20 protein-coding genes are annotated in these 21,964 nt (G+C 68.6%); 13 read left to right on the plus strand and 7 right to left on the minus strand.

Annotated elements, in window-relative coordinates; all coding sequences use genetic code 11:
• The first annotated feature begins 3 nt into the window (after nucleotides 1-3).
• From KXJ60_RS14715 to KXJ60_RS14730, 4 genes are all read left to right on the plus strand, one after another.
• Nucleotides 4-408 carry a GreA/GreB family elongation factor gene (locus KXJ60_RS14715; protein WP_291129568.1) on the plus strand — a complete coding sequence of 135 codons (405 nt, stop codon included), beginning with the start codon at nucleotides 4-6 and terminating at the stop codon, nucleotides 406-408.
• A 200-nt stretch (nucleotides 409-608) separates the two neighbouring features.
• Nucleotides 609-1,400, plus strand: a complete 792-nt coding sequence (locus tag KXJ60_RS14720; RefSeq protein ID WP_291129448.1) for a hypothetical protein — start codon at nucleotides 609-611, stop codon at nucleotides 1,398-1,400.
• A gap of 569 nt (nucleotides 1,401-1,969) precedes the next feature.
• Nucleotides 1,970-3,094 (plus strand): MBL fold metallo-hydrolase, encoded by a 1,125-nt coding sequence (locus KXJ60_RS14725; RefSeq protein WP_291129450.1) that lies wholly within the window; start codon nucleotides 1,970-1,972, stop codon nucleotides 3,092-3,094.
• Nucleotides 3,091-3,990, plus strand: coding sequence for a delta(1)-pyrroline-2-carboxylate reductase family protein (locus tag KXJ60_RS14730; RefSeq protein ID WP_291129452.1), 900 nt, complete (start codon nucleotides 3,091-3,093; stop codon nucleotides 3,988-3,990). Before KXJ60_RS14725 ends, KXJ60_RS14730 begins: the two co-directional genes overlap by 4 nt.
• 15 nt (nucleotides 3,991-4,005) lie before the next feature.
• Here KXJ60_RS14730 and KXJ60_RS14735 read toward each other — a convergent pair whose 3' ends face one another.
• Genes KXJ60_RS14735 through KXJ60_RS14745 form a run of 3 tightly spaced genes read right to left on the minus strand, consistent with a single transcriptional unit; the run spans nucleotide 4,006 to nucleotide 7,138 of the window.
• The gene (locus KXJ60_RS14735) at nucleotides 4,006-5,532 is read right to left on the minus strand and encodes a cryptochrome/photolyase family protein (protein WP_291129454.1); all 1,527 of its coding nucleotides are present in this window, start codon (nucleotides 5,530-5,532) and stop codon (nucleotides 4,006-4,008) included.
• Nucleotides 5,529-5,690 carry a DUF2256 domain-containing protein gene (locus KXJ60_RS14740; RefSeq protein ID WP_291129455.1) on the minus strand — a complete coding sequence of 54 codons (162 nt, stop codon included), beginning with the start codon at nucleotides 5,688-5,690 and terminating at the stop codon, nucleotides 5,529-5,531. Before KXJ60_RS14740 ends, KXJ60_RS14735 begins: the two co-directional genes overlap by 4 nt.
• Nucleotides 5,687-7,138, minus strand: coding sequence for an FAD-binding domain-containing protein (locus KXJ60_RS14745; protein ID WP_291129457.1), 1,452 nt, complete (start codon nucleotides 7,136-7,138; stop codon nucleotides 5,687-5,689). The genes KXJ60_RS14740 and KXJ60_RS14745 overlap by 4 nt, the downstream gene beginning before the upstream one ends.
• A gap of 339 nt (nucleotides 7,139-7,477) precedes the next feature.
• Between KXJ60_RS14745 and mutS the strand changes: the two genes are divergently transcribed.
• The 4 genes from mutS to KXJ60_RS14765 are packed head-to-tail and all read left to right on the plus strand — an operon-like array spanning nucleotide 7,478 to nucleotide 13,815.
• On the plus strand, nucleotides 7,478-10,132 hold the full coding sequence (mutS, locus tag KXJ60_RS14750; RefSeq protein WP_291129459.1) for a DNA mismatch repair protein MutS: 2,655 nt from the start codon (nucleotides 7,478-7,480) through the stop codon (nucleotides 10,130-10,132).
• The gene (locus KXJ60_RS14755; RefSeq protein WP_291129461.1) at nucleotides 10,129-10,956 is read left to right on the plus strand and encodes a proteasome-type protease; all 828 of its coding nucleotides are present in this window, start codon (nucleotides 10,129-10,131) and stop codon (nucleotides 10,954-10,956) included. The genes mutS and KXJ60_RS14755 overlap by 4 nt, the downstream gene beginning before the upstream one ends.
• Before the next feature lie 33 nt (nucleotides 10,957-10,989).
• Nucleotides 10,990-11,865 (plus strand): alpha/beta hydrolase, encoded by an 876-nt coding sequence (locus KXJ60_RS14760; RefSeq protein WP_291129463.1) that lies wholly within the window; start codon nucleotides 10,990-10,992, stop codon nucleotides 11,863-11,865.
• A 27-nt stretch (nucleotides 11,866-11,892) separates the two neighbouring features.
• Nucleotides 11,893-13,815, plus strand: coding sequence for a PAS domain S-box protein (locus KXJ60_RS14765; protein ID WP_291129466.1), 1,923 nt, complete (start codon nucleotides 11,893-11,895; stop codon nucleotides 13,813-13,815).
• 15 nt (nucleotides 13,816-13,830) lie between these two features.
• Here KXJ60_RS14765 and KXJ60_RS14770 read toward each other — a convergent pair whose 3' ends face one another.
• Genes KXJ60_RS14770 through KXJ60_RS14780 form a run of 3 tightly spaced genes read right to left on the minus strand, consistent with a single transcriptional unit; the run spans nucleotide 13,831 to nucleotide 17,087 of the window.
• Entirely contained in the window at nucleotides 13,831-15,063 is a 1,233-nt protein-coding gene (locus tag KXJ60_RS14770; RefSeq protein ID WP_291129468.1) for an ABC transporter permease, read from the minus strand.
• Complete coding sequence (locus tag KXJ60_RS14775; protein ID WP_291129471.1) at nucleotides 15,060-15,770, minus strand: ABC transporter ATP-binding protein; 711 nt, start codon at nucleotides 15,768-15,770, stop codon at nucleotides 15,060-15,062. The genes KXJ60_RS14770 and KXJ60_RS14775 overlap by 4 nt, the downstream gene beginning before the upstream one ends.
• Nucleotides 15,771-15,779: 9 nt before the next feature.
• Entirely contained in the window at nucleotides 15,780-17,087 is a 1,308-nt protein-coding gene (locus KXJ60_RS14780) for an efflux RND transporter periplasmic adaptor subunit (protein WP_291129474.1), read from the minus strand.
• Nucleotides 17,088-17,265: 178 nt separating this feature from the next.
• On the opposite strand from KXJ60_RS14780, the gene KXJ60_RS14785 reads away from it, so the two are divergent.
• The 4 genes from KXJ60_RS14785 to KXJ60_RS14800 are packed head-to-tail and all read left to right on the plus strand — an operon-like array spanning nucleotide 17,266 to nucleotide 20,738.
• Nucleotides 17,266-17,697 carry a DUF2306 domain-containing protein gene (locus tag KXJ60_RS14785; protein ID WP_291129476.1) on the plus strand — a complete coding sequence of 144 codons (432 nt, stop codon included), beginning with the start codon at nucleotides 17,266-17,268 and terminating at the stop codon, nucleotides 17,695-17,697.
• Nucleotides 17,698-17,722: 25 nt separating this feature from the next.
• Complete coding sequence (locus KXJ60_RS14790) at nucleotides 17,723-18,862, plus strand: dienelactone hydrolase (protein WP_291129479.1); 1,140 nt, start codon at nucleotides 17,723-17,725, stop codon at nucleotides 18,860-18,862.
• Nucleotides 18,859-19,941 carry a histidine kinase gene (locus tag KXJ60_RS14795; RefSeq protein WP_291129482.1) on the plus strand — a complete coding sequence of 361 codons (1,083 nt, stop codon included), beginning with the start codon at nucleotides 18,859-18,861 and terminating at the stop codon, nucleotides 19,939-19,941. Before KXJ60_RS14790 ends, KXJ60_RS14795 begins: the two co-directional genes overlap by 4 nt.
• On the plus strand, nucleotides 19,938-20,738 hold the full coding sequence (locus tag KXJ60_RS14800) for a LytTR family DNA-binding domain-containing protein (protein WP_291129483.1): 801 nt from the start codon (nucleotides 19,938-19,940) through the stop codon (nucleotides 20,736-20,738). Before KXJ60_RS14795 ends, KXJ60_RS14800 begins: the two co-directional genes overlap by 4 nt.
• Nucleotides 20,739-20,747: 9 nt before the next feature.
• Here KXJ60_RS14800 and KXJ60_RS14805 read toward each other — a convergent pair whose 3' ends face one another.
• Nucleotides 20,748-21,149, minus strand: a complete 402-nt coding sequence (locus tag KXJ60_RS14805) for a hypothetical protein (RefSeq protein WP_291129486.1) — start codon at nucleotides 21,147-21,149, stop codon at nucleotides 20,748-20,750.
• A gap of 135 nt (nucleotides 21,150-21,284) precedes the next feature.
• Here KXJ60_RS14805 and KXJ60_RS14810 point away from each other — a divergent pair, with 135 nt between their 5' ends.
• A complete protein-coding gene (locus tag KXJ60_RS14810) occupies nucleotides 21,285-21,902 on the plus strand; it encodes a DUF924 family protein (protein WP_291129488.1) in 618 nt (205 codons plus the stop codon).
• Nucleotides 21,903-21,964 lie beyond the last annotated feature (62 nt).

Genomic DNA, 21,964 nt, shown 5'->3' on the forward strand with positions numbered 1-21,964 from the left:
CTCATGCACCACACCCCCCTTGCCCACGAGCGCCTGCTCACCGAACTCGACTTCGCCCGCCTGAACCACCTGCGCGGCGCCCACATGCCGGCCGAACTGGCGCACGCGCTGGATTCGCTGGACCTCGTGCCCTCGCGCGAGGTGCCGCCCGATGTCGTCACGATGTACTCGCAAGTCATCGTGGAAGACGTGACCACCGGCCGGCGCCAGAAGCTCACCCTGTGCTACCCCGCAGACGCCGAGCCCCACAACGGCTTCATCTCGGTGCTCTCGCCGGTGGGCGCGGGCCTGATTGGCCAGCGCCTGGGCACCACTGCGCGCTGGCGCACACCCAACGGCGACGAGGTGGCCGCTGTGATCGTGTCGCTGCTGTTCCAGCCCGAAGCCAGCGGCGACTACACGACCTAGACGGCCATCACAACGTTTCTTCGAGAAGGCTCGCACCTTTGGTGAAAGTGTCCGAGCCTGCTAGCACCGATGTCAAAATGTCACAAACTGCAACTCAGGGATACCTCGTGCGCCGTCTTCTGCTCGCCCTCCTACCGTGTGCCTTCATGCTCTTCGGATGCGGATCCTCATCTCACAAGAGCTACTTGGAGAACGCCGAAATGGCGATCGCGCAACGCAACTGGGAAAGGGCATATCTGTTCCTGGAGGATGGGCTCATTACCGAAAACTTGGCGAACAGGGAACGCGCATTGGCGCTGGTAAAGGCCAATCCACAGGTGCTTGTTGGCGCTGCAGCGACCTTCAACACCGACCGTCTCGTACGCATGATCGATGCCAACGGTCTGGTCGCAGGACCTAGGCAAGAGCTCAAGCGGCTGGACATGTACCGCGTGGTCGCGACGCCCGCGGCTGCTCTGCAAGCGGAACAGAATATCGCCGAGGCGTTTGCCCAAGTGAAGAGTAAGCGCGACTTGGAAGAGTTCAGGAGTTCAGAGAATCTCGCTCGGATTGAGCGGGAAAAGGCAGATGAGCTCGCCAGAATGGAGAAGGCCAAGGCTGATGAGCTCGCTCGCCAGGCGCAAACAGAGAAAGACCGTGAGGCACTTCTGCTGCGTATTGCGCAGGCGATTCCGATGGCCAAGGTCTCTTGCAAAGACGCGCTCGAGTGCAGCAAGACGTTTGCACTCACCCAGATCTACATCGTGGAGAACTCCAAGATGAAAATTCAGTCGGCTAACGACACGATCATCGAGACATTCACTCCAACGGATCCCCGAGCAATTGGCGTACGCGCAACCAAGATTCCGCGCTCAGGCACAACAGCTTTGATCTCTCTAGAAGTCTTCTGCAGCAGCCCAAGAGCTCAGGCAGATATCTACGGATGCATGAGTGCCTCTGTTGGCGTCTACGAAGGCTTTGCACCCTTCATTCAGCGCATGCTCGTCAAGTGAATCCGGCGTCCACCCGATTGGAATTTCGGTCTGCGAGCTGATCATCAGAACTACAGAAAACTATCAAGTTCGTGGCAATTTTTGTGCTTGTGTAATTGATAATCAGCAGCAACATTCAAGCAGAAATGACATGGGCCGATTCGAAGAGTGGCCACAGGAGTTAGCGGTCAATAGAAAGAAATCCTGCGACTCGTCGACGTATCAATCGCGTCCTAAAAATTTGCGGTCAGGGATCCTGCGAGACGCGAACTTCAAAAGACAGACCCCGGATGCCAGATAGTTGCTCAACGGCATCATTGACACTGCGTGTCGGAAACAATCAGACCCTCTGAGCCACCGCCAGCTTCGCAGCATCGAGATGGGGCCAGATCAGCGACTCATCGGCTGCCGCGGTCGCAATCAGAGTTCACGTGACCGAGGAAAACTTCTCCTGTGGATGAAAAGAACTCCATAGAAGGTCGCCCTGCCAAGAGCAGCTGAGAGTTCGGTTTTGATCGCTTAGTCTGTGCCTAGCGCAGCGCCACCCGGGGGCGACAGCGCCGCGCAGACCCTTCTGAAATAATCCGCCGATGCCAGAAGCCCCCACTTCCGACGGCCGCCCGGACGAGCCGGCCACCCCCTCCGACACCCCGTATTCGCTGCAGTACCCCTGCGGCGAACCGCCCGCGCCGGGCGAGGTGCGCGAGGTCGCGCCCGGCGTGCTGTGGCTGCGCATGCCGCTGCCGTTTGCCCTCAACCACATCAACCTGTGGGCCGTGGCCGACGAAGACGAACACGGCACCGGCTGGGCGGTGGTGGACACCGGCACCAAGACGCCCGAAGCCCTCGCCGCCTGGCGCCACCTGATTTCGCCCGAAGGCCCGCTGGCCGCCACCCCGCAAGGCGCGCGCATCACCCGCGTGTTCTGCACCCACATGCATCCTGACCACGTCGGCATGGCCGGCTGGCTCACGCGCAAGTTCCAGTGCCGGCTGTGGATGACGCGGCTTGAATACCTCACCTGCCGCACGCTGGTGGCCGACACCGGCCGCGAGGCGCCCGACGACGCCATCGACTTCTACCGCCGCATGGGCTGGAACGAAGCCGCGCTGGACATCTACCGCACCCGCTTCGGCGGCTACAGCAAGTACATGCACACGCTGCCCGACAGCTTTCGCCGCCTGAGCGACGGCGAGACCGTGCGCATCGGCGCGCACGACTGGCGCGTGATCATCGGGCGCGGCCACTCGCCCGAACACGCCTGCCTCACCAGCGAGTCGCTCGGTGTGTTGATCTCGGGCGACCAGGTGCTGCCGCGCATCTCGTCCAACGTGAGCGTGTTTCCCACTGAGCCCGACGCCGACCCGCTGGGCGACTGGATCGAGAGCATCGCGCGCCTGCGCCAGACGCTGGGCGACGAGCTGCTGGTGCTGCCCGCGCACGGCGAGCCCTTTCGCGGGCTGCACGCGCGGCTGGACCGCCTGGCCCATGGCCACGAGCGCGGCCTGCAGCGCCTGCGGCGCACGCTGGCTGAGTCGCCCAAGCGCACGGTGGACGTGTTTGGCGCCCTGTTCGCGCGCTCGATCGACAGCAACGGCGAGCTGCTGGGCATGGCCACCGGCGAAGGCGTGGCCCACCTCAACCACCTGCTCACGCGCGGTGAAGCACTGCGCGAAACCGATGCGGACGGCGTGTACCGCTACCGGATGAAATGAACGCCAGCGCGACAGGCGAAGCCCTGCCCTACCCCGCGCTGGCCGACGAGATCGAAGCGCTGCTGCGCGATGCCTCGGTGGTGGTGCCGCCGCGCATCGTGCAGGCGCTGCCCGGTGGCGGCAGCCTGTTCGTGATGCCGGCCACCGACGCGCGCGTGGCCATCACCAAGCTCATCACCTTCGTGCCCGACAACGGCACGCGCGGCCTGCCCAGCATCCAGGGCGATGTGGTGGTGTTCGATGCCGTCACGGGCGAGCGCACGGCGCTGCTGCATGGCCCCACCGTGACGGCGCGCCGCACCGCTGCGGTGTCGCTCCTGGCCGCGCGCCTGCTCGCGCCGCGACGCGACGGGCCGCTGCTGATCGTGGGTGCCGGTGTGCAGGGCCGCGCGCACCTGGAAGCGTTCGCCGCCGGCCTGGGTGTGCAGGAATGCTGGGTGCACTCGCGCAGCCCGGCCAGCGCCAACACGCTGGTGGCCCATGCGCAGGCGCTGGGCCTGAGCGCGCGCCGCGTCGACGACGCCAACGCCGCGCTGGCCGACTGCCCGCTGGTGGTGAGCGCCACACCAGCACAGCAGGTGGTGCTGCGGCACGCGCCGCGCGACGACGCCTTTGTGGCTGCGGTGGGTGCCTTCACGCCGCACATGGTCGAGTGGGCGCCCGGGGTGTGCCGCGAGCTGGCCGCGCGCGGCACGCTGGTGGTGGACACGCGCGACGCCGACCACGAAGCGGGCGATCTGCTGCAGGCGGGCATTGACGTGAGCGCCCTGCCCACGCTGGCCGACTGCGTGGCCTCGCCCCGCGCGGTGCGCGGGCCCGTGTTCTTCAAGAGCTGCGGCTGGGCCGGCTGGGACCTTGCCGCAGCGCGGCTGGTGAGCCGCCACACACCCCGCTGAACCGCGCCGGGGCCATCACCCCAGTTGACCGGTGCGCACCTCGTTCGCGCGCGCCACGATCGCGCTGCGCTCGGCGGGCTCGATGCGCGCCAGGTTCTTCACCTGCAGCGCCAGCCGCGGGTGCTTGGCAAACCGCGCCTCGTGGCGGATCAGGAAGTCCCAGTACAGCGTGGTGAACGGGCAGGCGCGCTCGCCGGTGCGCTGCCCCGGATCGAAGCGGCAGCCCCGGCAGTGGTCGCTCATGCGCTCGATGTAGCGGCCGGTGGCGATGTAGGGCTTGCTGGCGAGCAGGCCGCCATCGGCGTACTGGCTCATGCCCAAGGTGTTCGGCAGCTCCACCCACTCCACCGCGTCCACATACACGCTGAGGTACCAGCCATGCACCTGGCGCGGCTCCACGCCGTAGAGCAGCGCGAAGAGCCCGGTCACCATGAGCCGCTGGATGTGATGCGCGTAGCCGTGCTGCAGCGTCTGGCCGATGGCATCGGCCATGCAGCGCATGGGTGTGTGGCCCGTCCAGTAACACGCGGGCAGGTCGTGCCGTGCGTCCAGCGCGTTCTGCTCGGCGTAGTCGGGCATCTGCAGCCAGTAGATGCCACGCACGTATTCGCGCCAGCCCAGGATCTGGCGGATGAAGCCCTCCACCGCCGGCAGCGGCGCGCGGCCTTCGCGCCACGCGGCTTCGGCTGCGGCAATCACCTCGCGCGGGTGCAGCAGCTTCAAGTTCATGGCGGCAGCCAGGTGCGCGTGGTACAGCCAGGGCTCGCCGGTCCACATGGCGTCCTGCCAGTGGCCAAAGTTCGGCAGGCGTTCGTCGATGAACCCTTGCAGCGCCTGCAGGGCCTGCGCGCGCGTCACCGGCCAGCCAAAGGGCGCGGTCTGGCCCGGGTGGTCGGCGAAGCGGGTGCGCACCAGGTCCATCACCTGCTGCGTGAGCCCGTCGGGCTCGAAGCGCGTGGGCGGCGGTACAAAGCCCGGGCCGTTCGGGCCGAAGGCTTCGCGGTTGTCGGCGTCAAAGTTCCACTCGCCGCCTGCGGGCTGGTCGCCTTCCATGAGCACGCCGTGCTCGCGCCGCATCTCGCGGTAGAAATACTCCATGCGCAGCTGGCGCCGCCCGCGCGCGTGCCGGGCAAAACGCGCCGTGCTGCAAAGAAAGTGCCGGTCTTCCAGCACGTCCAGTGGTGTGTTGCCGGCGGCCTCGCTCAAGCTCTGCAGCACGCGCCAGTCGCCGGGCTGGGTGAGCCGCACGCGCGCTGGCCGGCATTGCGCAATGGCCTCGCGCAGCGCATCGCCCAGGCCGCCTTCGCGCAGCGTGTCGTAGTGCAGCGGCAGGCCTTCGGCCTGCAGCGCCTGGGCAAAGTGGCGCATGGCGGCGAGGAACTGCACGATGCGCTGCTGGCTGCTCCACACATGGGTGCTCTCATCGGATGCTTCGCACATCCACACGCGGTCCTGCGCCGGGTCGAAGCCGTCGAACGCGCTGGCGTCGCGGTCCAGCTGGTCGCCCAGCACCACCACCAGATGGCGGCACGACGCGCTCATGGCGCGCCCTTGCGGCGGCGGCAGGCTTCAGAGCAGTAACGCACCTCGTCCCAGTTTTTGGCCCAGGCGCGGCGCCAGCTCATGGGCCGGCCACACACCGCGCACGGCTTGCTCGGCAGCGCGCGTTTGTTGCCCTTGAAACCCTTGTCATCGTTCATCGAAACAGCTCCTGTTGTTCGGGGGCGGCCACGGGGGCAGCGCGCTCCCGTGCGCGCCGGCCGGTGGGCGGCAGGCCGGCCTTGCGCGAGCCGTGGCGCTGTTGCACGGCCTGGGCCTGCTCGCGCGCCTCGGGCGTGGCGCGCAGCGCATACAGGCGCTCCTTGGCCTGCGCCACGGCCGCGCGCTCGTTGACGATGGGCGCGGGATAGGCCGGTGTGCCGAACTCGGGCACCCAGCGGCGGATGAAGATGCCTTGCGGGTCGTGGTCCAGCGCCTGCTTGGTCGGCGAATAGATGCGCAAGGTGTTGATGCCCGTGGTGCCGCTTTGCATCTGCATCTGGCTCCAGTGAATGCCGGGCTCGTAGTCCAGAAACTGCCGCGCCAGAAACTGCCCGGGCTCGCGCCAGTGCAGCCACAGGTGGTAGGCCGCAAAGCTCACCAGCATGGCGCGCATGCGGAAGTTCAGCCAGCCCGTGGCGCGCAGGCTGCGCATGCAGGCGTCCACCATGGGGTAGCCGGTGCGGCCCTCGCACCAGGCCTCGAAGCGCTCGCGGTCAAAGTCGTTTTCGCGCAGGCCGTCGCACACGCTGGCGAAGTTGCGTTCCTCGATCTGCGGCTCGTCTTCGAGCTTCTGCATGAAGTGGCAATGCCAGCGCAGCCGCCCGGCAAAGCCGCGCAGGGCGTGCGACAGCGCGCGGTCGGGCGCGTGCGCGATGGCGGATTCGGTGGCCTGGTGAACGCTGCGCATCGACACCGTTCCAAAGGCCAGGTGCGGGCTCAGGCGGCTGCAGCCGTCGGCGGCGGTGAGCGGGCTGGAGAGCGCGCGGCGGTAGTCGCGCCCGCGGCCACCCAGGAAGTCGTCGAGCAAGGCCTGGGCGGCGCTTTCGCCCGCCGCCGGCAAGGGGCGCGACGCCGCCACGCCCAGCGAGGCCAGCGTGGGCAGATCGCCCAGCTCGGCCTGCACACCCGAAAAGCCGGCCGGCATGGCCACCTCGGGCGCGTCCATGCGCGCGCTCCAGCGCGACGCCCAGCCGGTGCGCTCGCGCAGGCGGCGCACCACCCCGGTCTGCGGCCATTCAAGCCAGGCCACCCCATGCGCCCGGCACCACCCCGCCACCGCCTTGTCGCGCGCGTAGCTCCAGCCCTCGCCGGTTTCTTCGTGACTGAGCAAAAAGCGCATGCCGTGCTCGCGCTGCAGCTGCGTCAGCACCTCCACCGCTTCGCCCACGCGCACCAGCAGCGGCAAGCCGCGCGCGGCCAGTTGCGCGCGCAACTCGGCCAGGCAGGCGAGCGTGAAGGCCAGGTGCTGCGGATCAAAGCTCGGGCTGGCCAGCCAGGTGGGCTCGATCACGTACAGCGCCAGCGCTTCTTCGTGCGCAGCGGCGGCCGCCAACGGCGCGTGGTCGCGCCAGCGCAGATCGCGTTTGAACCAGACAACGGCGGGCATGCGGCGGGCGCCTTCAGCGTGCGAAAGCGAAGACGCGCAAGACAACGGGGGGCGGGGTCCGCATGTCGATCTCCGGAACAAGTGGGCGCCGCAGCGGGCTGCGTGCGGTCGCGAGCCACGAGTTTATCCGCCGAAGATCAAAACAATACCGTTTGGTAACTTTTTTAACCGAAAGGTTTTTGAGCAGTGGGCAGCGCAGGCGATCACCCGCCGCCCCCGAATGGCGCCCATGACCATCCCATAAGATAGAGCCCGCCACGAGACCGGGCTGGGGAGACACGTCCTGGTGCACGCCGGCATGGGTGGCGCACCGCCCCAATTCGACCTTCAAGCCCCCAGATGGACACGGAAATCGCTCCCCACACCGCCCCGCGGCCCGACCTGTCTGCGCACACGCCCATGATGCAGCAGTACCTCGGCCTGAAGGCCGGGCACCCGAACACGCTGCTGTTCTACCGCATGGGCGATTTCTACGAGCTGTTTTTTGCCGACGCCGAAAAGGCGGCGCGCCTGCTCGACATCACGCTCACCCAGCGCGGCCAGTCTGCCGGGCAGCCGGTGGTCATGGCCGGTGTGCCGTTTCATTCGGTCGACACCTACCTGGCGCGCCTGATCAAGCTGGGCGAGTCCGTGGCCATCTGCGAGCAGGTGGGCGATGTCGCCACGTCCAAAGGGCCGGTGGAGCGCAAGGTGGTGCGCGTGGTCACCCCAGGCACGCTGACCGACAGCGAACTGCTGTCCGACAAGACCGAGGCCGTGCTGATGGCGGTGCACGCCGGCGCGCGCACGGGCTGCGGCCTGGCCTGGATGTCGGTCACGCAGGGCATCGTGTTTTTGGCGCAGTGCGCCAGCGACGAGCTCGCCGACTGGGTGGCGCGCGTGTCGCCGGGCGAGCTGCTCTACAGCGCCGACGCCACGCCCGCGTTTGAAAAATCGGTGCAGGCGCTGGCCAGCCAGAGCGCGGGCCAGGGCGTGCGGCTGGTGGCGGTGCTGCGCCCGGCCTGGGCCTTTGATGCCGCGCTGGGCCAGCGCAAGTTGCTGGAGCAACTGCAGGCCGCCAGCCTGGCCGCCTGGGACGCGCAAGACATGCCCGACGCGCACGCCGCCGCCGCCGCGCTGCTCAACTACGCCGAGCACACACAGGGCCGCGCGCTCACCCACGTGGCCAGCCTGCAGGTGGCGCGCAGCGGCGAGCGCATCGACCTGCCCCTGAACACCCGGCGCAACCTCGAGCTCACGCAGACGCTGCGCGGCGACACCAGCCCCACGCTGTTTTCGCTGCTCGATGTGTGCTGCACCGGCATGGGCAGCCGCACCCTGCGCAGCTGGCTGCTCGAACCCCGGCGCGACCGCGCACAAGCCCGCGCGCGCCTGGCCGCCATCGAGGCCTTGCGCGGCGGTCTGTGGCAAAGCCTGCGCGCCGCGCTCAAGGGCGCAAGCGACGTCGAGCGCATCACCGCGCGCACTGCGCTGCGCCAGGTGAAGCCGCGCGAACTCGTGGGCCTGGGCCAGACGCTGGAGCGGGCCCACCAGCTCGCGCTGCAGCTGGGCCCGCAGCCTGCCGGTGGGCTGCTGCATGGCGTGGCCGCCCAGCTCACACCGCCCGAGGGCTGCGCCGACCTGCTGCACGCCGCGCTGCTGCCCGAGCCCGCTGCGCTGGTGCGCGACGGTGGCGTGATTGCCGATGGCTTTGACGCCGAGCTCGACGAGCTGCGCGGCATCCAGAACCACAGCGACGCCTTCCTCATCGAGCTCGAGCAGCGCGAGCGCGCGCGCACCGGCATTGCCAACCTGCGCGTGCAGTTCAACAAGGTGCACGGTTTCTACATCGAGGTCACGCAAGGCCAGGCGTCCAAGGTGCCCGACGACTACCGCCGCCGCCAGACGCTGAAGAACGCCGAGCGCTTCATCACGCCCGAACTCAAGGCCTTCGAGGACAAGGCGCTCTCGGCACAAGACCGCGCACTGGCCCGCGAGAAATGGCTGTACGAACAACTGCTCGACCAGCTGCAGGCGTTCGTGGCGCCGCTCACACAACTGGCGCGCGCCATGGCCGCGCTCGATGCGCTGTGCGCACTCACCGAGCGCGCGCTCACGCTGAACTGGTGCGCGCCGCAGTTTGTGCCCGAGCCCTGCATCGACATCCGCGGCGGCCGCCACCCGGTGGTGGAAGCGCGCCTGAACGAAACCTCGGGCGGCAGCTTCATCGCCAACGACACCGTGCTCGGTGCGAAGCAGCGCATGCAGGTGATCACCGGCCCGAACATGGGCGGCAAGAGCACCTACATGCGGCAGGTGGCGGTGATCGTGCTGCTGGCCAGCATGGGCAGCCACGTGCCGGCCACGTCGTGCCGGCTGGGGCCCATCGACGCCATCCACACCCGCATCGGCGCGGCCGACGACCTGGCCAACGCGCAGTCCACCTTCATGGTGGAGATGACCGAGGCTGCGCAGATCCTGAACGCCGCCACGCCCGAGAGCCTGGTGCTGATGGACGAAATCGGCCGCGGCACCTCCACCTTCGACGGCCTGGCACTGGCAGGCGGCATCGCCAAGCACCTGCACGACAAGTCGCGCGCGTTCACGCTGTTTGCCACGCACTACTTCGAGCTCACCGAATTCCCGGCCCACCACCACGCGGCGGTGAACGTGCACGTGAGCGCGGTGGAGGCCGGGGGCAAGGGCGGCGGCATCGTGTTCCTGCACCAGATCGAGCCAGGGCCTGCCAGCCGCAGCTACGGCATTCAGGTGGCGCGCCTGGCCGGCGTGCCGGCGGGTGTGGTGCAACATGCGCGCCACGCGCTCGCGGCGCTCGAAGCCCAGAGCGAAGAAAGCCGAACGCAGGTGGACCTGTTCGCACCGCCACCTGCCACACTCGAGCCTGAAGCGCACCCGCTGCAGGCCGCCATGGAACGCATCGACCCCGACACCCTGAGCCCGCGCGAAGCGCTGGAACAGCTCTACACCCTCAAGAAACTCGCCGCCTCATCATGACTTACTGCGTCGCCGTCAAACTCAATGCCGGCATGGTGTTCCTCTCCGACTCGCGCACCAACGCGGGCCTGGACCAGATCAGCACCTTCCGGAAAATGATCGTCTACGAGAAGCCCGGCGACCGTTTCATGTGCCTGCTCTCGGCCGGCAACCTGAGCATCTCCCAGTCGGTGCGCGAGATCCTGCAGGTCGAGCAGCTGGTGGACCAGGAAGGCGGCGAGCCCATCACCATCTGGAACGCCAAGAGCATGTTCGATGCCGCGCGCGTGCTGGGCTCGGCGGTGCGCCACGTGTACGAGCGCGACGGCGAATCGCTGCAGCGCGCGGGTGTCGACTTCAACGCTTCCATGATCTTCGGTGGCCAGGTGCAGGGCGAAGGCATGCGCCTGTTTCAGGTCTATTCGGCGGGCAACTTCATCGAAGCCACGTCGGAAACCCCGTTCTTCCAGATCGGCGAATCCAAATACGGCAAGCCCGTGCTCGACCGCGTGATCTCGCCCGACACCCCGCTGGACGAGGCCGCCAAGTGCGTGCTCGTGTCGATGGACTCCACGCTCAAGTCCAACCTGTCGGTCGGTCTGCCGCTGGACCTGGCGGTGTACGAAGTCAACCGCCTGCAGTCCGACAAGATCACCTGCATCGACAACGACAACCCCTACTTCCGCATGCTGCACGACACCTGGGGCCAGAAGCTGCGCGAGGTGTTCGACAGCATCGAAGACCCCACCTGGAACGGCGCGCACACCGAGGTGCCCCTGCTCAGCGACAACCCGCGCAGCCAGCCCCTCAAGAAGATCACCAACGCCAACGAAAAGCTGATCTGAAAAACAAGCGGCGGGCCGCACCGGCTGTACTCCATGTCATTGATCGTCTTTTCCCACGCCAACAGCTTCCCTGCCAGCACCTACAGCCTGCTCTTCAAGTCGCTGCGCGCGCGCGGCCACGCGGTGCGAGCGGTCGACCGGTTCGGCCACGACCCGCGCTACCCCGTGAGCAGCAACTGGCCGCATCTGGTGCAGCAGCTCGCCGACTTTGCCGCCCCTGAAATCGAGCAGCACGGCCGGGGCGCGTGGCTCGTGGGCCACTCGCTGGGTGGCTTCCTCAGCATGATGTGCGCCGCGCGCCACCCGCAGCTGGGCGGACACCCGGTGCGCGGCGTGCTGCTGATCGACTCGCCCATCCTGGGCGGCTGGCGTGCCCGCACGCTGGAGCTGATCAAGCGCACGCAGCTGGTGGGCTCGGTGTCGCCCGGCAAGGTGAGCCGCTACCGCCGCCGCGCCTGGCCGGACACGGCCGCCGCACTGGAGCACTTCCGCCGCAAGAAGGTGTTTGCCGACTGGGAGCCGCAGGTGCTGAGCGACTACATCGAGCACGGCACGCTCGACGCGGTAGACCCGCAAGGGCGGTCACAGCGCGTGCTCGCCTTCGACCGCGAGATCGAAACCGCCATCTACAACACGCTGCCCCACAACCTCGACCGGCTGCTGCGCCGCCACCCGCTGCAGTGCCCGGTGGCCTTTCTGGGCGGCACGCGCTCGCTCGAAATGAAGCAGGTCGGCATGTCGATGACGCTGCGCCTGGTGGGCAAGGCCCACCCCGAACGCCTGCGCATGATCGAAGGCACCCACCTCTTCCCCATGGAGCGCCCACTGGAAACCGCCGCAGCCATTGACGAGATGCTCGGTGCCCTGGGCTCGACAGAACGACCGCCACCCCGGCGCGGCACGGTGTAAGCTGGACGCTCAAGCCCCACGCCCCGCATGACCACACCACAGCCCGTCAGCCCCTGGTATCAGCGGGTCTGGCTGCGCGTGATGAACTGGCAACCGCAAGAGCACAACCTGTGGTGGCGCTGCGCGGCAGCGGTGCTGCTCACGTTGGCAGCCGTGTGGTTGCGCATGGCGCTTGCACCGGCCGAGTCTGGCGGGCGCTTCATCACCCTGTCACTGGCCGCGGCGCTGGCTGCCCTGTACGGCGGATTTGCCGCCGGCATGATCAGCACGCTGCTGGGCATGCTGCTGGTCAACTTCTTCATGATCGAGCCGTACGGAAGCCTGGCGTTCGAGAAGCCGCTGGAAGCGCTCTGGCTCAACTTCTGGCATGCCTCAACGCAGCTGGTCGTGGTGGGTGCCATCGCCGCCATGCAACGCCAGAACCGCCACCTGCGCACCGCAACCGACCTCATCCGCCAGGGCAAGCAACAGCTGGAAGACACCTTCGAGCAAGGCGCTGCCGGCATGGCGCACAGCGAGCTCGACGGCCGCTGGATCCGCGTGAACCAGACGTATTGCGACATCGTCGGGTACACGAAGGAGGACATGCTGAAGATGCATTTCCGCGACTTCACGCACCCCGAAGACCTGGAGCTGGACATGCGCCAGCTCAAGCGCACGCTGGATGGCGAGATCACGCACTACAGCTTCGAGAAGCGCTACATCCACCGCCTGGGCCATGTGGTGTGGGTGCACCTCACCATCTCGCTGGTGCGCGCGGCCAATGGTCAACCCAGCTACCTGATCGCCGTGGTGCAGGACATCAGCGACCGCAAGAAAACCGAACAGGCGCTGCGCACCAGCGAACACCTGCTGCGCCAGGCGCATGGCATTGCCGGGCTGGCCAGCTGGCGCGCCGACCTCAGCACCCTGCGCTTTGTCACGCTGGCGGGTTCGCACCGGCTGCTGGGTCTGCCCCTGGCCGAGTTCAGCGTCGACGACATGATCGCGCTGACCCACCCCGACGACTACCCGTGGGTGCTCAAGCAGTGGTCGCTGGCCCTGCAGGGCAAGGCGGAGTACCGGCTCGAATACCGCATGCTGTTTGGCGGTGAGGAACACTGGTTTCTCGTGCAGGCCGAATTCGAGCGCGACGCCAACGGACGCGCGGTGAGTGCGCTGGGTGTGATCCAGGACGTGACCCCGCGCAAGCGCGCCGAGATGGAAATCCAGCAGCTCAACACCTCGCTGGAGCAGCGCATCCAGCGGCGCACCGAAGCCCTGAAGGCCGCTTACGACGAGCTGGAGAGCTACTCGTACGCCGTGGCGCATGACCTGCGCTCGCCGCTGCGCATCATCAACGGCTTTGCCCAGGCCCTGCACGAAGACAACCCCGGCATGAGCGGCGAGAGCCTGTCGCACCTGCAGCGCATCACCGCGGCGAGCAAGAAGATGGGCGAGCTCATCGACGGCCTGCTCAAGCTGTCGCAGTTTGCGCGGGGCGAGCTGCAGCGCACCTCGGTCAACCTCAGCGCCATTGCCACACGGCACCTGGAAGACCACGCCCGAGCCGAGCCCGAGCGCCAGGTGACGTGGACGATCGAGCCCGGGCTGCACGCCATGGCCGACGCCGCGCTGGTGGAGGCGCTGCTGCAGAACCTGCTGCACAACGCCTGGAAGTATTCCGCCCTCACGCCGCACGCGCACATCCGGGTGTACTCGGAGCACAGGAACGGGCAGCAGTGGTTCTTCGTGAGCGACAACGGCGCCGGGTTCGACATGGCGCGCGCGGCCAAGCTGTTTCAGCCGTTCCAGCGGCTGCACATGCCCCACGAATTCAGCGGGCTGGGCATCGGTCTGGCCACCTCGCTGCGCATCGTGCAGCGCCATGGCGGTGAATTGCAGGCCGACGCCGCACCCGGCCAGGGCGCCACCTTCCGCTTCACGCTGTCGGCCAGGCCCCTGGGCTGATCGCGCTGGCCGCGCTCACTCGTGGCGCAGGGCCTGAATCGGCAACAGCAGCGAAGCGCGCCGCGCCGGGTAAAAGCCGAAGAACACGCCCACCAGCGCCGAGAAGCCGGCGGCCAGCACGATGGAGTGCATCGTCATGCTCACCTGCCAGCCGGCAAACGCGCCCACCGCCCAGGTGGCCACCGCGCCGATCAGCACACCCAGGGCCCCACCGAGCAGGCTGAGCGTGACCGCTTCGATGAGGAACTGCGCCAGGATGTCGCGTCCGCGCGCGCCCACCGCCATGCGCAGGCCGATTTCGCGGGTGCGCTCCATCACGCTCACCAGCATGATGTTCATGATGCCGATGCCACCCACCAGCAGGCTCACCCCGGCCACCGCCGAGAGCAGCAGCGTCATGGTGCGGCTCGAATCGGCCTGGGCCTGCAGGGTCTCGGTGAGGTTGCGGATGCGAAACGGTTCGTCGCCGCCGGGCTGCACGCGCATGCGCTGGCGCAGCAGGTCGCGGATGTTGTCCTCGGCGGACTTCATGTCGTGGCCATCGCGCACCTTCACCACGATGCTGCCCACGCGCTTGAGACGGCCGGCCGCGTCGCCCTGCACGCGGTTGCGGAAGGTGCCCAGCGGCACGATGGCGATGTCGTCCTGGTCGGAGCCCCAAGAGTTCTGCCCCTTGCGCGCCAGCACGCCGATCACGGTCATGGGCACATTGCGCAGGCGCACCACCTGGTCGATCGGGTCCTGATCGCCGAAGAGCTCGCGCACCACCGTCTGACCCAGCAGCACCACCTTGGCGGCGCCCTGAATCTCAGCGTCTTCAAACACCCGCCCGGTGGCCAGCGGCCAGTCGCGCGCCTCCAGGTACTCATTGGTCGCGCCAAACAGCGGGGTGCTCCAGTTGGTGCCGCCATACACGGCCTGCACCGTCACGCGCGAGTTGGGGGCGGCCACCTGCACCTCGGGCACCTCCAGCGCGATGGCCTGCGCGTCGGCCTCGCTGAGCGCCAGCGCGGTCTGCGCACCCTGGCGCACACCGCCGGTGTTCACGCTGCCGGGCAGCACCAGCATGACGTTGGCGCCCAGCACCCGCATGTGTTCCTGCACGCGCTCGGTGGCGCCCTGCCCGATGGCGATCATGGTGATCACCGCGGCCACGCCAATGATGATGCCCAGCATCGTCAACAGGCTGCGCAAGGGGTTGGCGCGCAGCGCGCGCCAGGCGCTTCGCAGCGCAGCGGTCATGTTCATGCCGGCACCTCCGGCGCCGCGCGCCCGGGCTGCGCGGCGTCTTCCATCAGCCGCCCGTCGCGAAACACCAGCCGTCGCCGCGCCCAGTCGGCCACGTCGTGCTCGTGTGTCACCAGCACCACGGTGATGCCCTGCGCGTTGAGTTCGGCCAGCAAGCCCATGATGTCTTCGCTGGTGTGCGTGTCCAGCGCACCCGTGGGCTCGTCGGCCAGGATGAGCTGCGGCTGGTTCACCAGCGCGCGCGCAATCGCCACACGCTGCTGCTGACCGCCCGAGAGTTCGGCGGGCGTGTGCCCGGTGCGCTCGCCCAGGCCCACGCGCTGCAGCGCCGCGCGCGCGCGACGGTGGCGCTCGGCGGTGGGCACGCCGGCGTAAACCATCGGCAGCTCCACGTTTTCCTGCGCGCTGGTGCGCGGCAGCAGGTTGAACTGCTGGAACACAAAGCCGATGCGCCGGTTGCGCACCGCCGCCAGCGCGTCGCTGCCCATGTCCTGCACCGCGTCTCCGGCCAGGCGGTAGGTGCCGGTGTCGGGCACATCCAGGCAGCCGAGGATGTTCATCAGCGTGGACTTGCCCGAACCCGACGAGCCCATGATGGCCACGAACTCACCGGCCTCGATGTCCAGCGACACGCCGGCCAGCGCATGCACGGCCTCATGGCCCATGGTGTAGGTCTTGGTCAGCGACCGGGCTTCAATGAGCGGCATGGCGGGCGCTCAGAACGACATGCGCGGGCCGTTGGTGCGCGCGGGGCCGGCGTTCACGCTCACCCCGGTCACCACCTTCGAGCCTTCGGCCAGCGCGCCGGCGTGCGGCGACTGCTCGGACACCAGCAACTCGGTGGTGACGCCGTCGCTCACGCCCAGGCGCACCGCCTGCGCGGTGGGCTGGCCCTGGGCGTCGAGCAGGTAGAGCCGGCCTGGGCGGCCGGGGGCGGCCGGCGCGCCATCGGCGGGCGCTTCGTCGGCGCCAGCGGTCTGCGCGCCGGGCACGCGCACGCGCAGCGCGGCGTTGGGCACCTTGAGCACGTCGGTGCGGCTGTCGGTGACGATGCGCACGTTGGCCGTCATGCCGGGCAGCAGCTTGCCCGTGGCGTTGGAAAACCCGACCACCGCCACATAGGTCACCACGTTGGACACATTGGTGGCCGCCTTGCGCACCTGGCGCACCTCGCCTTCAAAGGTCTGCCCCGGGAAGGCGTCCACCATGAAGCTGGCCTTCTGCCCGACGCGGATGCGACCCACATCGGCCTCGTCGATGCTCGCGTCCACCCGCATGTCGGAGAGGTTCTGCGCGATCACGAACAGCTCGGGCGCCTGCAGGCTCGCCGCCACGGTCTGGCCCTTGTCCACGGTGCGCTTGATCACGATGCCGTCCACCGGCGAGGTGATGCGCGTGCGGGACAGATCCACCTGCGCCTGCGCGTGCGCCGACTCGCGCTGCGCCACGTTGGCCTGCGCACTCTGGATCTGCGCCTGGCTCACGCCCACCAGCGCCTGCAGTGCATTCAGCGACTCCTGCGCGGCGTTCACGGCAGCGCGCGTGCGGTCGGCCTCGCTCTGGGCGATGAAGCCCTGCGCCACCAGACTCACGTTGCGCTCGTGCGCGCGGCGCGCCTCGGCCAGCTCGGTCTGGGCGCGCGACACGTTGGCGCGGCTGGACGCCGCATTGGCCAGCGCAATCTGCACCGCAGCCCGCGCCGCGTCCACATCGGCCTGGGCCGAGCGCACCCGGTATTCAAACGTCTGCGGGTCGATCTCAGCGATCAGCTGCCCGGCCTTGACCTCGCTGTTGAAGTCCACCAGCACGGCGCGCACCTGGCCCGACACCTGCGTGCCCACCGACACCTGCGTGACCGGGTTCACCGTGCCGCTGGCCGACACGGCCACCTGCAGCGGCCCGCGCTCGATCGCGGCGGTGCGGTACTGCACCTCGGCCTGCGCCTGGCGCTGGCTCCACCACCAGCCGCCCGCCGCCGCCAGCGCCAGCACCACCGCGCCCGTCGTCCAAGTCCTTGATTTCATGGCGGCATTGTAGGAAGCGGGCCCCTTCCCGGGCCATTGCGGGGGTATCGGCGGTGCCGCATTTCACGCCGCGCCAGGCGCGTTTCGCGCCGGTTCGCGCGGGCTCCGTCGCAAACCGGTGGTGGCCGGCGAGGGGCGTCGGCACAGTGCGCCCATCGCCATCCCACCGGAGCCCGCCATGCAACTCACCCCCCTCATTGCCGTGCACATGAGTGCTGCCATTGCCGCCGTGGCCCTGGGCCCGGTGGCCCTGTGGGCCCGGCGCGGGCATGCCGGCCCGCAGCGGCACAGCCAGCGCCCGCGCCTGCACCGCGCGGCGGGCTATGCCTGGGTCACGCTCATGCTCGTGACCGCCCTCTCGGCCATCTTCATCCGCGACTTCAAGCTCCCCAACATCGCCGGCTACACCCCCATTCACCTGCTGGTGCCGGTCGTCCTGGGCAGCCTGTTCTTCTCGTTCCGCGCGCTGCTGCGCGGCGACATCCGCCGCCACCGCAGGCTCATGGTGTGGCTCTACATGAGCGCTTGCCTGGTGGCAGGCGCCTTCACGCTGCTGCCCAACCGCTATCTCGGCGGGTTGGTCGCCAGCCTGTGGGCGGCCCTGGCCTGAACCCGTCATGCACAAGGAGACTTCCATGAAAAACCATGCCTCGCCCACCACCCGTCTTGCAGCCGTCACCACGCCCTTGCGCTCCCTCCGGCTCAAATGGCAGCACCTGCTGGTGGCGGTCTGTGCAGTCGGGTCCACCGCTGTCCACGCCCAGGTCGGCATGCGGCAGATCCCGGTGGGCACCCTGCCCGTGACGCTGGTGTACCCCACCGACGCCACCGCCCAGCCCCTGAGTGTTGGCGCGTTCACGCTGAACGTCGCGCTCAACGCACCGCCCAAGGCCCAGCGCCACCGGCTGATCGTGATGTCGCACGGCACCGGCGGCAGCCCGGTGCCCGACCATGACCTGGCCGCGGCGCTGGCCCGCGCGGGCTTCGTGGTGGCCCAGCCACTGCACGAGGGCGACAACTACCGCGACAGCCGCCTCGCCGGCCCCGACTCCATGGCGCGCCGGCCGAGCGAAGTCGTCCGCGTGATCGACGCCCTCAGCCGCGACCCGCAATGGAGCAGCCGCCTGCAGCTCGACCGCGTGGGCGTGCACGGCATGTCGGCCGGCGGGGTCACGGGCCTGTCGCTGGCGGGCGGCCAGTGGCGCCTGCTCAACCTCACTCAGCATTGCAACGCCCAGGCCCAGGCCGACGAAGCCTTCTGCTTTCAAGGCGCCCAGACGCCCGAGAAGCGGGCCGAGCGGCAAGCCCGGTTTGACCGAGCCGCGCACTGGCCCGAGTTTGTGTTGCCGGCCGAGCTCAAAACCCTGCACGGAGGCCGCACGCCGACCGCCGAGCAACCCGACCCGCGCCCCGACCCACGGGTGGCCTCGGTCACGCTCGCGGTGCCGGTGGCCGTCATCTTCAGCCCCGAGAGCCTGGCGCGCATCCGCATTCCGGTGGGCGTGGTAAGCGCCGACCAGGACGAAGTGCTCGTTCCCCGCTTTCACGCCACCCGCCTGCTCACGCACTGCAAAGCCTGCACCCAGCTGGCCGACCTGAAAGGCGCCGGGCACTTCGACGTGCTCTCGCCCTGGCCCGCGTCGGTGGCCCGTGAAGTGGCCGCACAACAGGTGCGCGGCGGCCTGCCGGTGCCCGGGTTTGACGCCCGCCAGCGCGAAGCAGCGCATGCAAAAATCGTGGACTTCCACCGCCAGCACCTGCAGCCCCTTCCATGACGGTTTCCCTCAAAGACGCCCTGCTCTTCTGGCTGCCTCCCGACAGCCGCAGCGGCGTCGTGCGCCGGGCGCTGATCGTCTGGGCCGTGGCGCCGGTGATTGCCCTGCTGCAATGGGTGTCGCGCCCGCTGGAGCACCCGCTGGACCGCTCGCTGGTCTACAGCTTCGCCATCAGCACCTGCATCTGGCTGCTGTGCGACCCGGTGCGCATCCGCCTGCACCGGTGGCTGCGTGCCGCGCCGCCGCACTACTGGGTCTGGACCCCACGCAGCTTTATCTACATGCCGGTGTGCATCGTGCTGGGCTATGCGGCTGGCACCGCAGTGGGTGACGCCTACACCGGCCGCTCCACCTGGGAGCTCATGAGCCTCTCACCGCAGCGCTTCTGGAGCTTCGGGCTGTCGTCGCTGGGCATCAGCTTCGCCTTTCTTTTTTACTTCTACCAGCGCGAAAAATCGCTGGAGCTCAAGCGCCAGGCGAGCGAAGCGCGGCTCAAGCTGCTCGAATCGCAGCTGGAGCCCCACATGCTCTTCAACACGCTGGCCAACCTGCGCGTGTTGATTGGCACCGATCCCGCCCGCGCCACCGCCATGCTGGACCGGCTCAACGATTTCCTGCGCGCCACGCTGACCGCCTCGCGCACGGAGGCCACCGCCGGGCGCCACACCCTCACCGACGAATTCGCCCGCCTGCGCGACTACCTCGAACTCATGGCCGTGCGCATGGGCCCGCGCCTGCAGTACGCGCTGGAACTGCCCGAGGCGCTCGCCAGCCATCCCGTGCCGCCGCTGCTGCTGCAGCCGCTGGTGGAAAACTGCATCCGCCACGGGCTGGAGCCCAGCCTGCAAGGCGGCGAGGTGCGCGTGAGTGCCCGGCGCCAAGGCCAGCAGCTGGTGCTGGAAGTGAGCGACACCGGGGTGGGCAGCGCGCCCTCGCCCACCCCCGGTTTTGGCCTGGCGCAGGTGCGCGAGCGCCTGGCCACGGCCTACCCCGGCCAGGCCCACATGGACTGGCACGGCCAGCCCGGCGGCGGCACGCGCGCCGTGCTCACCTTGCCCCTGCACACCCCCGCGCCATGAACGCCACCGCCCTCATTGCCGAAGACGAACCCCTGCTCGCGCAGGCCCTGCAGGCCGAACTCGCGCGCGCATGGCCCGGCCTGAAGGTGCTGGCCACCGTGGGCGATGGCGACTCGGCCGTGGCCCAGGCCCTCGCACTGCGGCCCGACGTGCTGTTTCTCGACATCCGCATGCCCGGCCAGACCGGGCTGCAGGCCGCCGCCGAGCTGGCCGAAGAGTGGCCCGAAGGCGTGCCCTTCCCGGCGCTGGTGTTCGTCACCGCGTTTGACGCCTATGCGGTCGCGGCTTTCGAGGCGCAGGCGGTGGACTACGTGCTCAAACCCGTGCAGCCCGAGCGCCTGGCGCGCACCGTGCAGCGCGTGCAACAGGTGCTGGCGCAACGCACGCCCGCCAGCACCGTGGACGAGCCCACGCTGCAGCGCCTGCGTGCCCTGCTGGGTGGCGCAGACGCCACGGCGGGCGCCACGCCAGCGCGCCTGCAGGTCATCCCGGCGAGCGTGGGCCAGGGCATCCGCATGGTGCCGGTGGGGGAGGTGCTGGTGTTTGAGGCGGCCGACAAGTACGTGCGCGTACTGACCGCAGACAGCGAGGTGCTGATTCGCACCCCGCTCAAAGAGCTGATGCCGCAGCTGGATCCGGCCGTGTTCTGGCAGATCCACCGCGGCACCGTGGTGAGGGCCGACGCCATCGACAGCGTGACCCGAAACGAGGCCGGGCGGCTGAGCCTGCGCTTGCGCGGCAGGCCCGAAGCGTGGGCGGTGAGCCGGCTTTACGCCGAGCGCTTTCGCGCGATGTAAACGGCTGGCTCAGCGACGGTCGTACCGGCGGTCGTCATCGCGCCAGCCATGGCGGTGGCCATGACGATGCCCTTCCCAGCGGGGGGCCGGCCCCCAGCCCGAGCGGTACACCGGGCGGGGCGCGTAATACACCGGCGGCGGCGCGTAATAGATCGGGCGCGGCTGGTAATACACCGGCGGCGGGCCGTAGTACACCTGCGGAGGGCCGTAATAGACGGGGGGTGCGTTCGACACACCCACGACCACGCCGGGGGTGTTCACACCAATGGACCACTGTACGTCGCCGCGCGCGTGGGCCACAGAGCCCATCGACGACAGTGCCCAGGCGCCAGCGGCCAGGGTCACGATGGTGAGGCTGCGCGCCAGGCCCGACGTGCGGCTCCAGGGGGTTTTCAAGGTCTGCGTGTTCATGTGGGGCTCCTGTTGCGGGGCCGTTGCAGGTCCCGTGTGTGTATTACACGGAAAACCGCGCTAACCTCTTCCACACGCGCGGTCAAAGTCGTTGCCAGACGTAACGCCCGGGCCCTCTTTACCTGGAAAACCCCCATGAAAACCCTAGGTCCACCCACCGCCAAAGACGTGCTCGACTTCTGGCTGGGCGATGGCCTGGAGCGCGGCTGGTGCTCAGACGCCCGCGACGAGCTCTGGTTTGGCGGCGGCCCGGAGCTTGACGCCCGCATCCAGCAGCGCTTTGGCCATCTGGTGGAACAAGCCATTGCCGGTGGCCTGCGCGAGTGGGAAGACCGCATCGACACCCGGCTGGCGCTGGTGCTGCTGCTCGACCAGTTCACGCGCAACATGTACCGAGGCCAGGCGCGCGCCTTTGCGGGCGACGCGCGGGCGCAGCAGCTGTCGGTGCAGGCGCACGCCAGTGGCATGGACGCCGAGCTCGCCACCGTGGGGCGGGTGTTCCTCACCATGCCGCTGGTGCACGCCGAAGACCTGGCCCTGCAGGTGGAGAGCGTGCGGCGCTTCGAGCGCCTGCTCGACACCAGCCCCGCCGAACTCGAAGCCACCCTTTCGCGCAACCTGGAGTTCGCGCAGCTGCACCACGACATCGTGGAAAAGTTCGGCCGCTTTCCGCACCGCAACGCGGCGCTGGGGCGCACCAGCACGCCCGAAGAAGAAGCCTTTTTGAAAGACGGGCCGCGCTTCGGGCAGTGAGTGTCATGGCTTGGACACACAGGCGTCACGATGACGTCATGGCCGGTTTCTACAAACGTGGT

The organism is Hydrogenophaga sp. (genome assembly GCF_019264445.1).
GTDB lineage: Bacteria > Pseudomonadota > Gammaproteobacteria > Burkholderiales > Burkholderiaceae_C > Hydrogenophaga.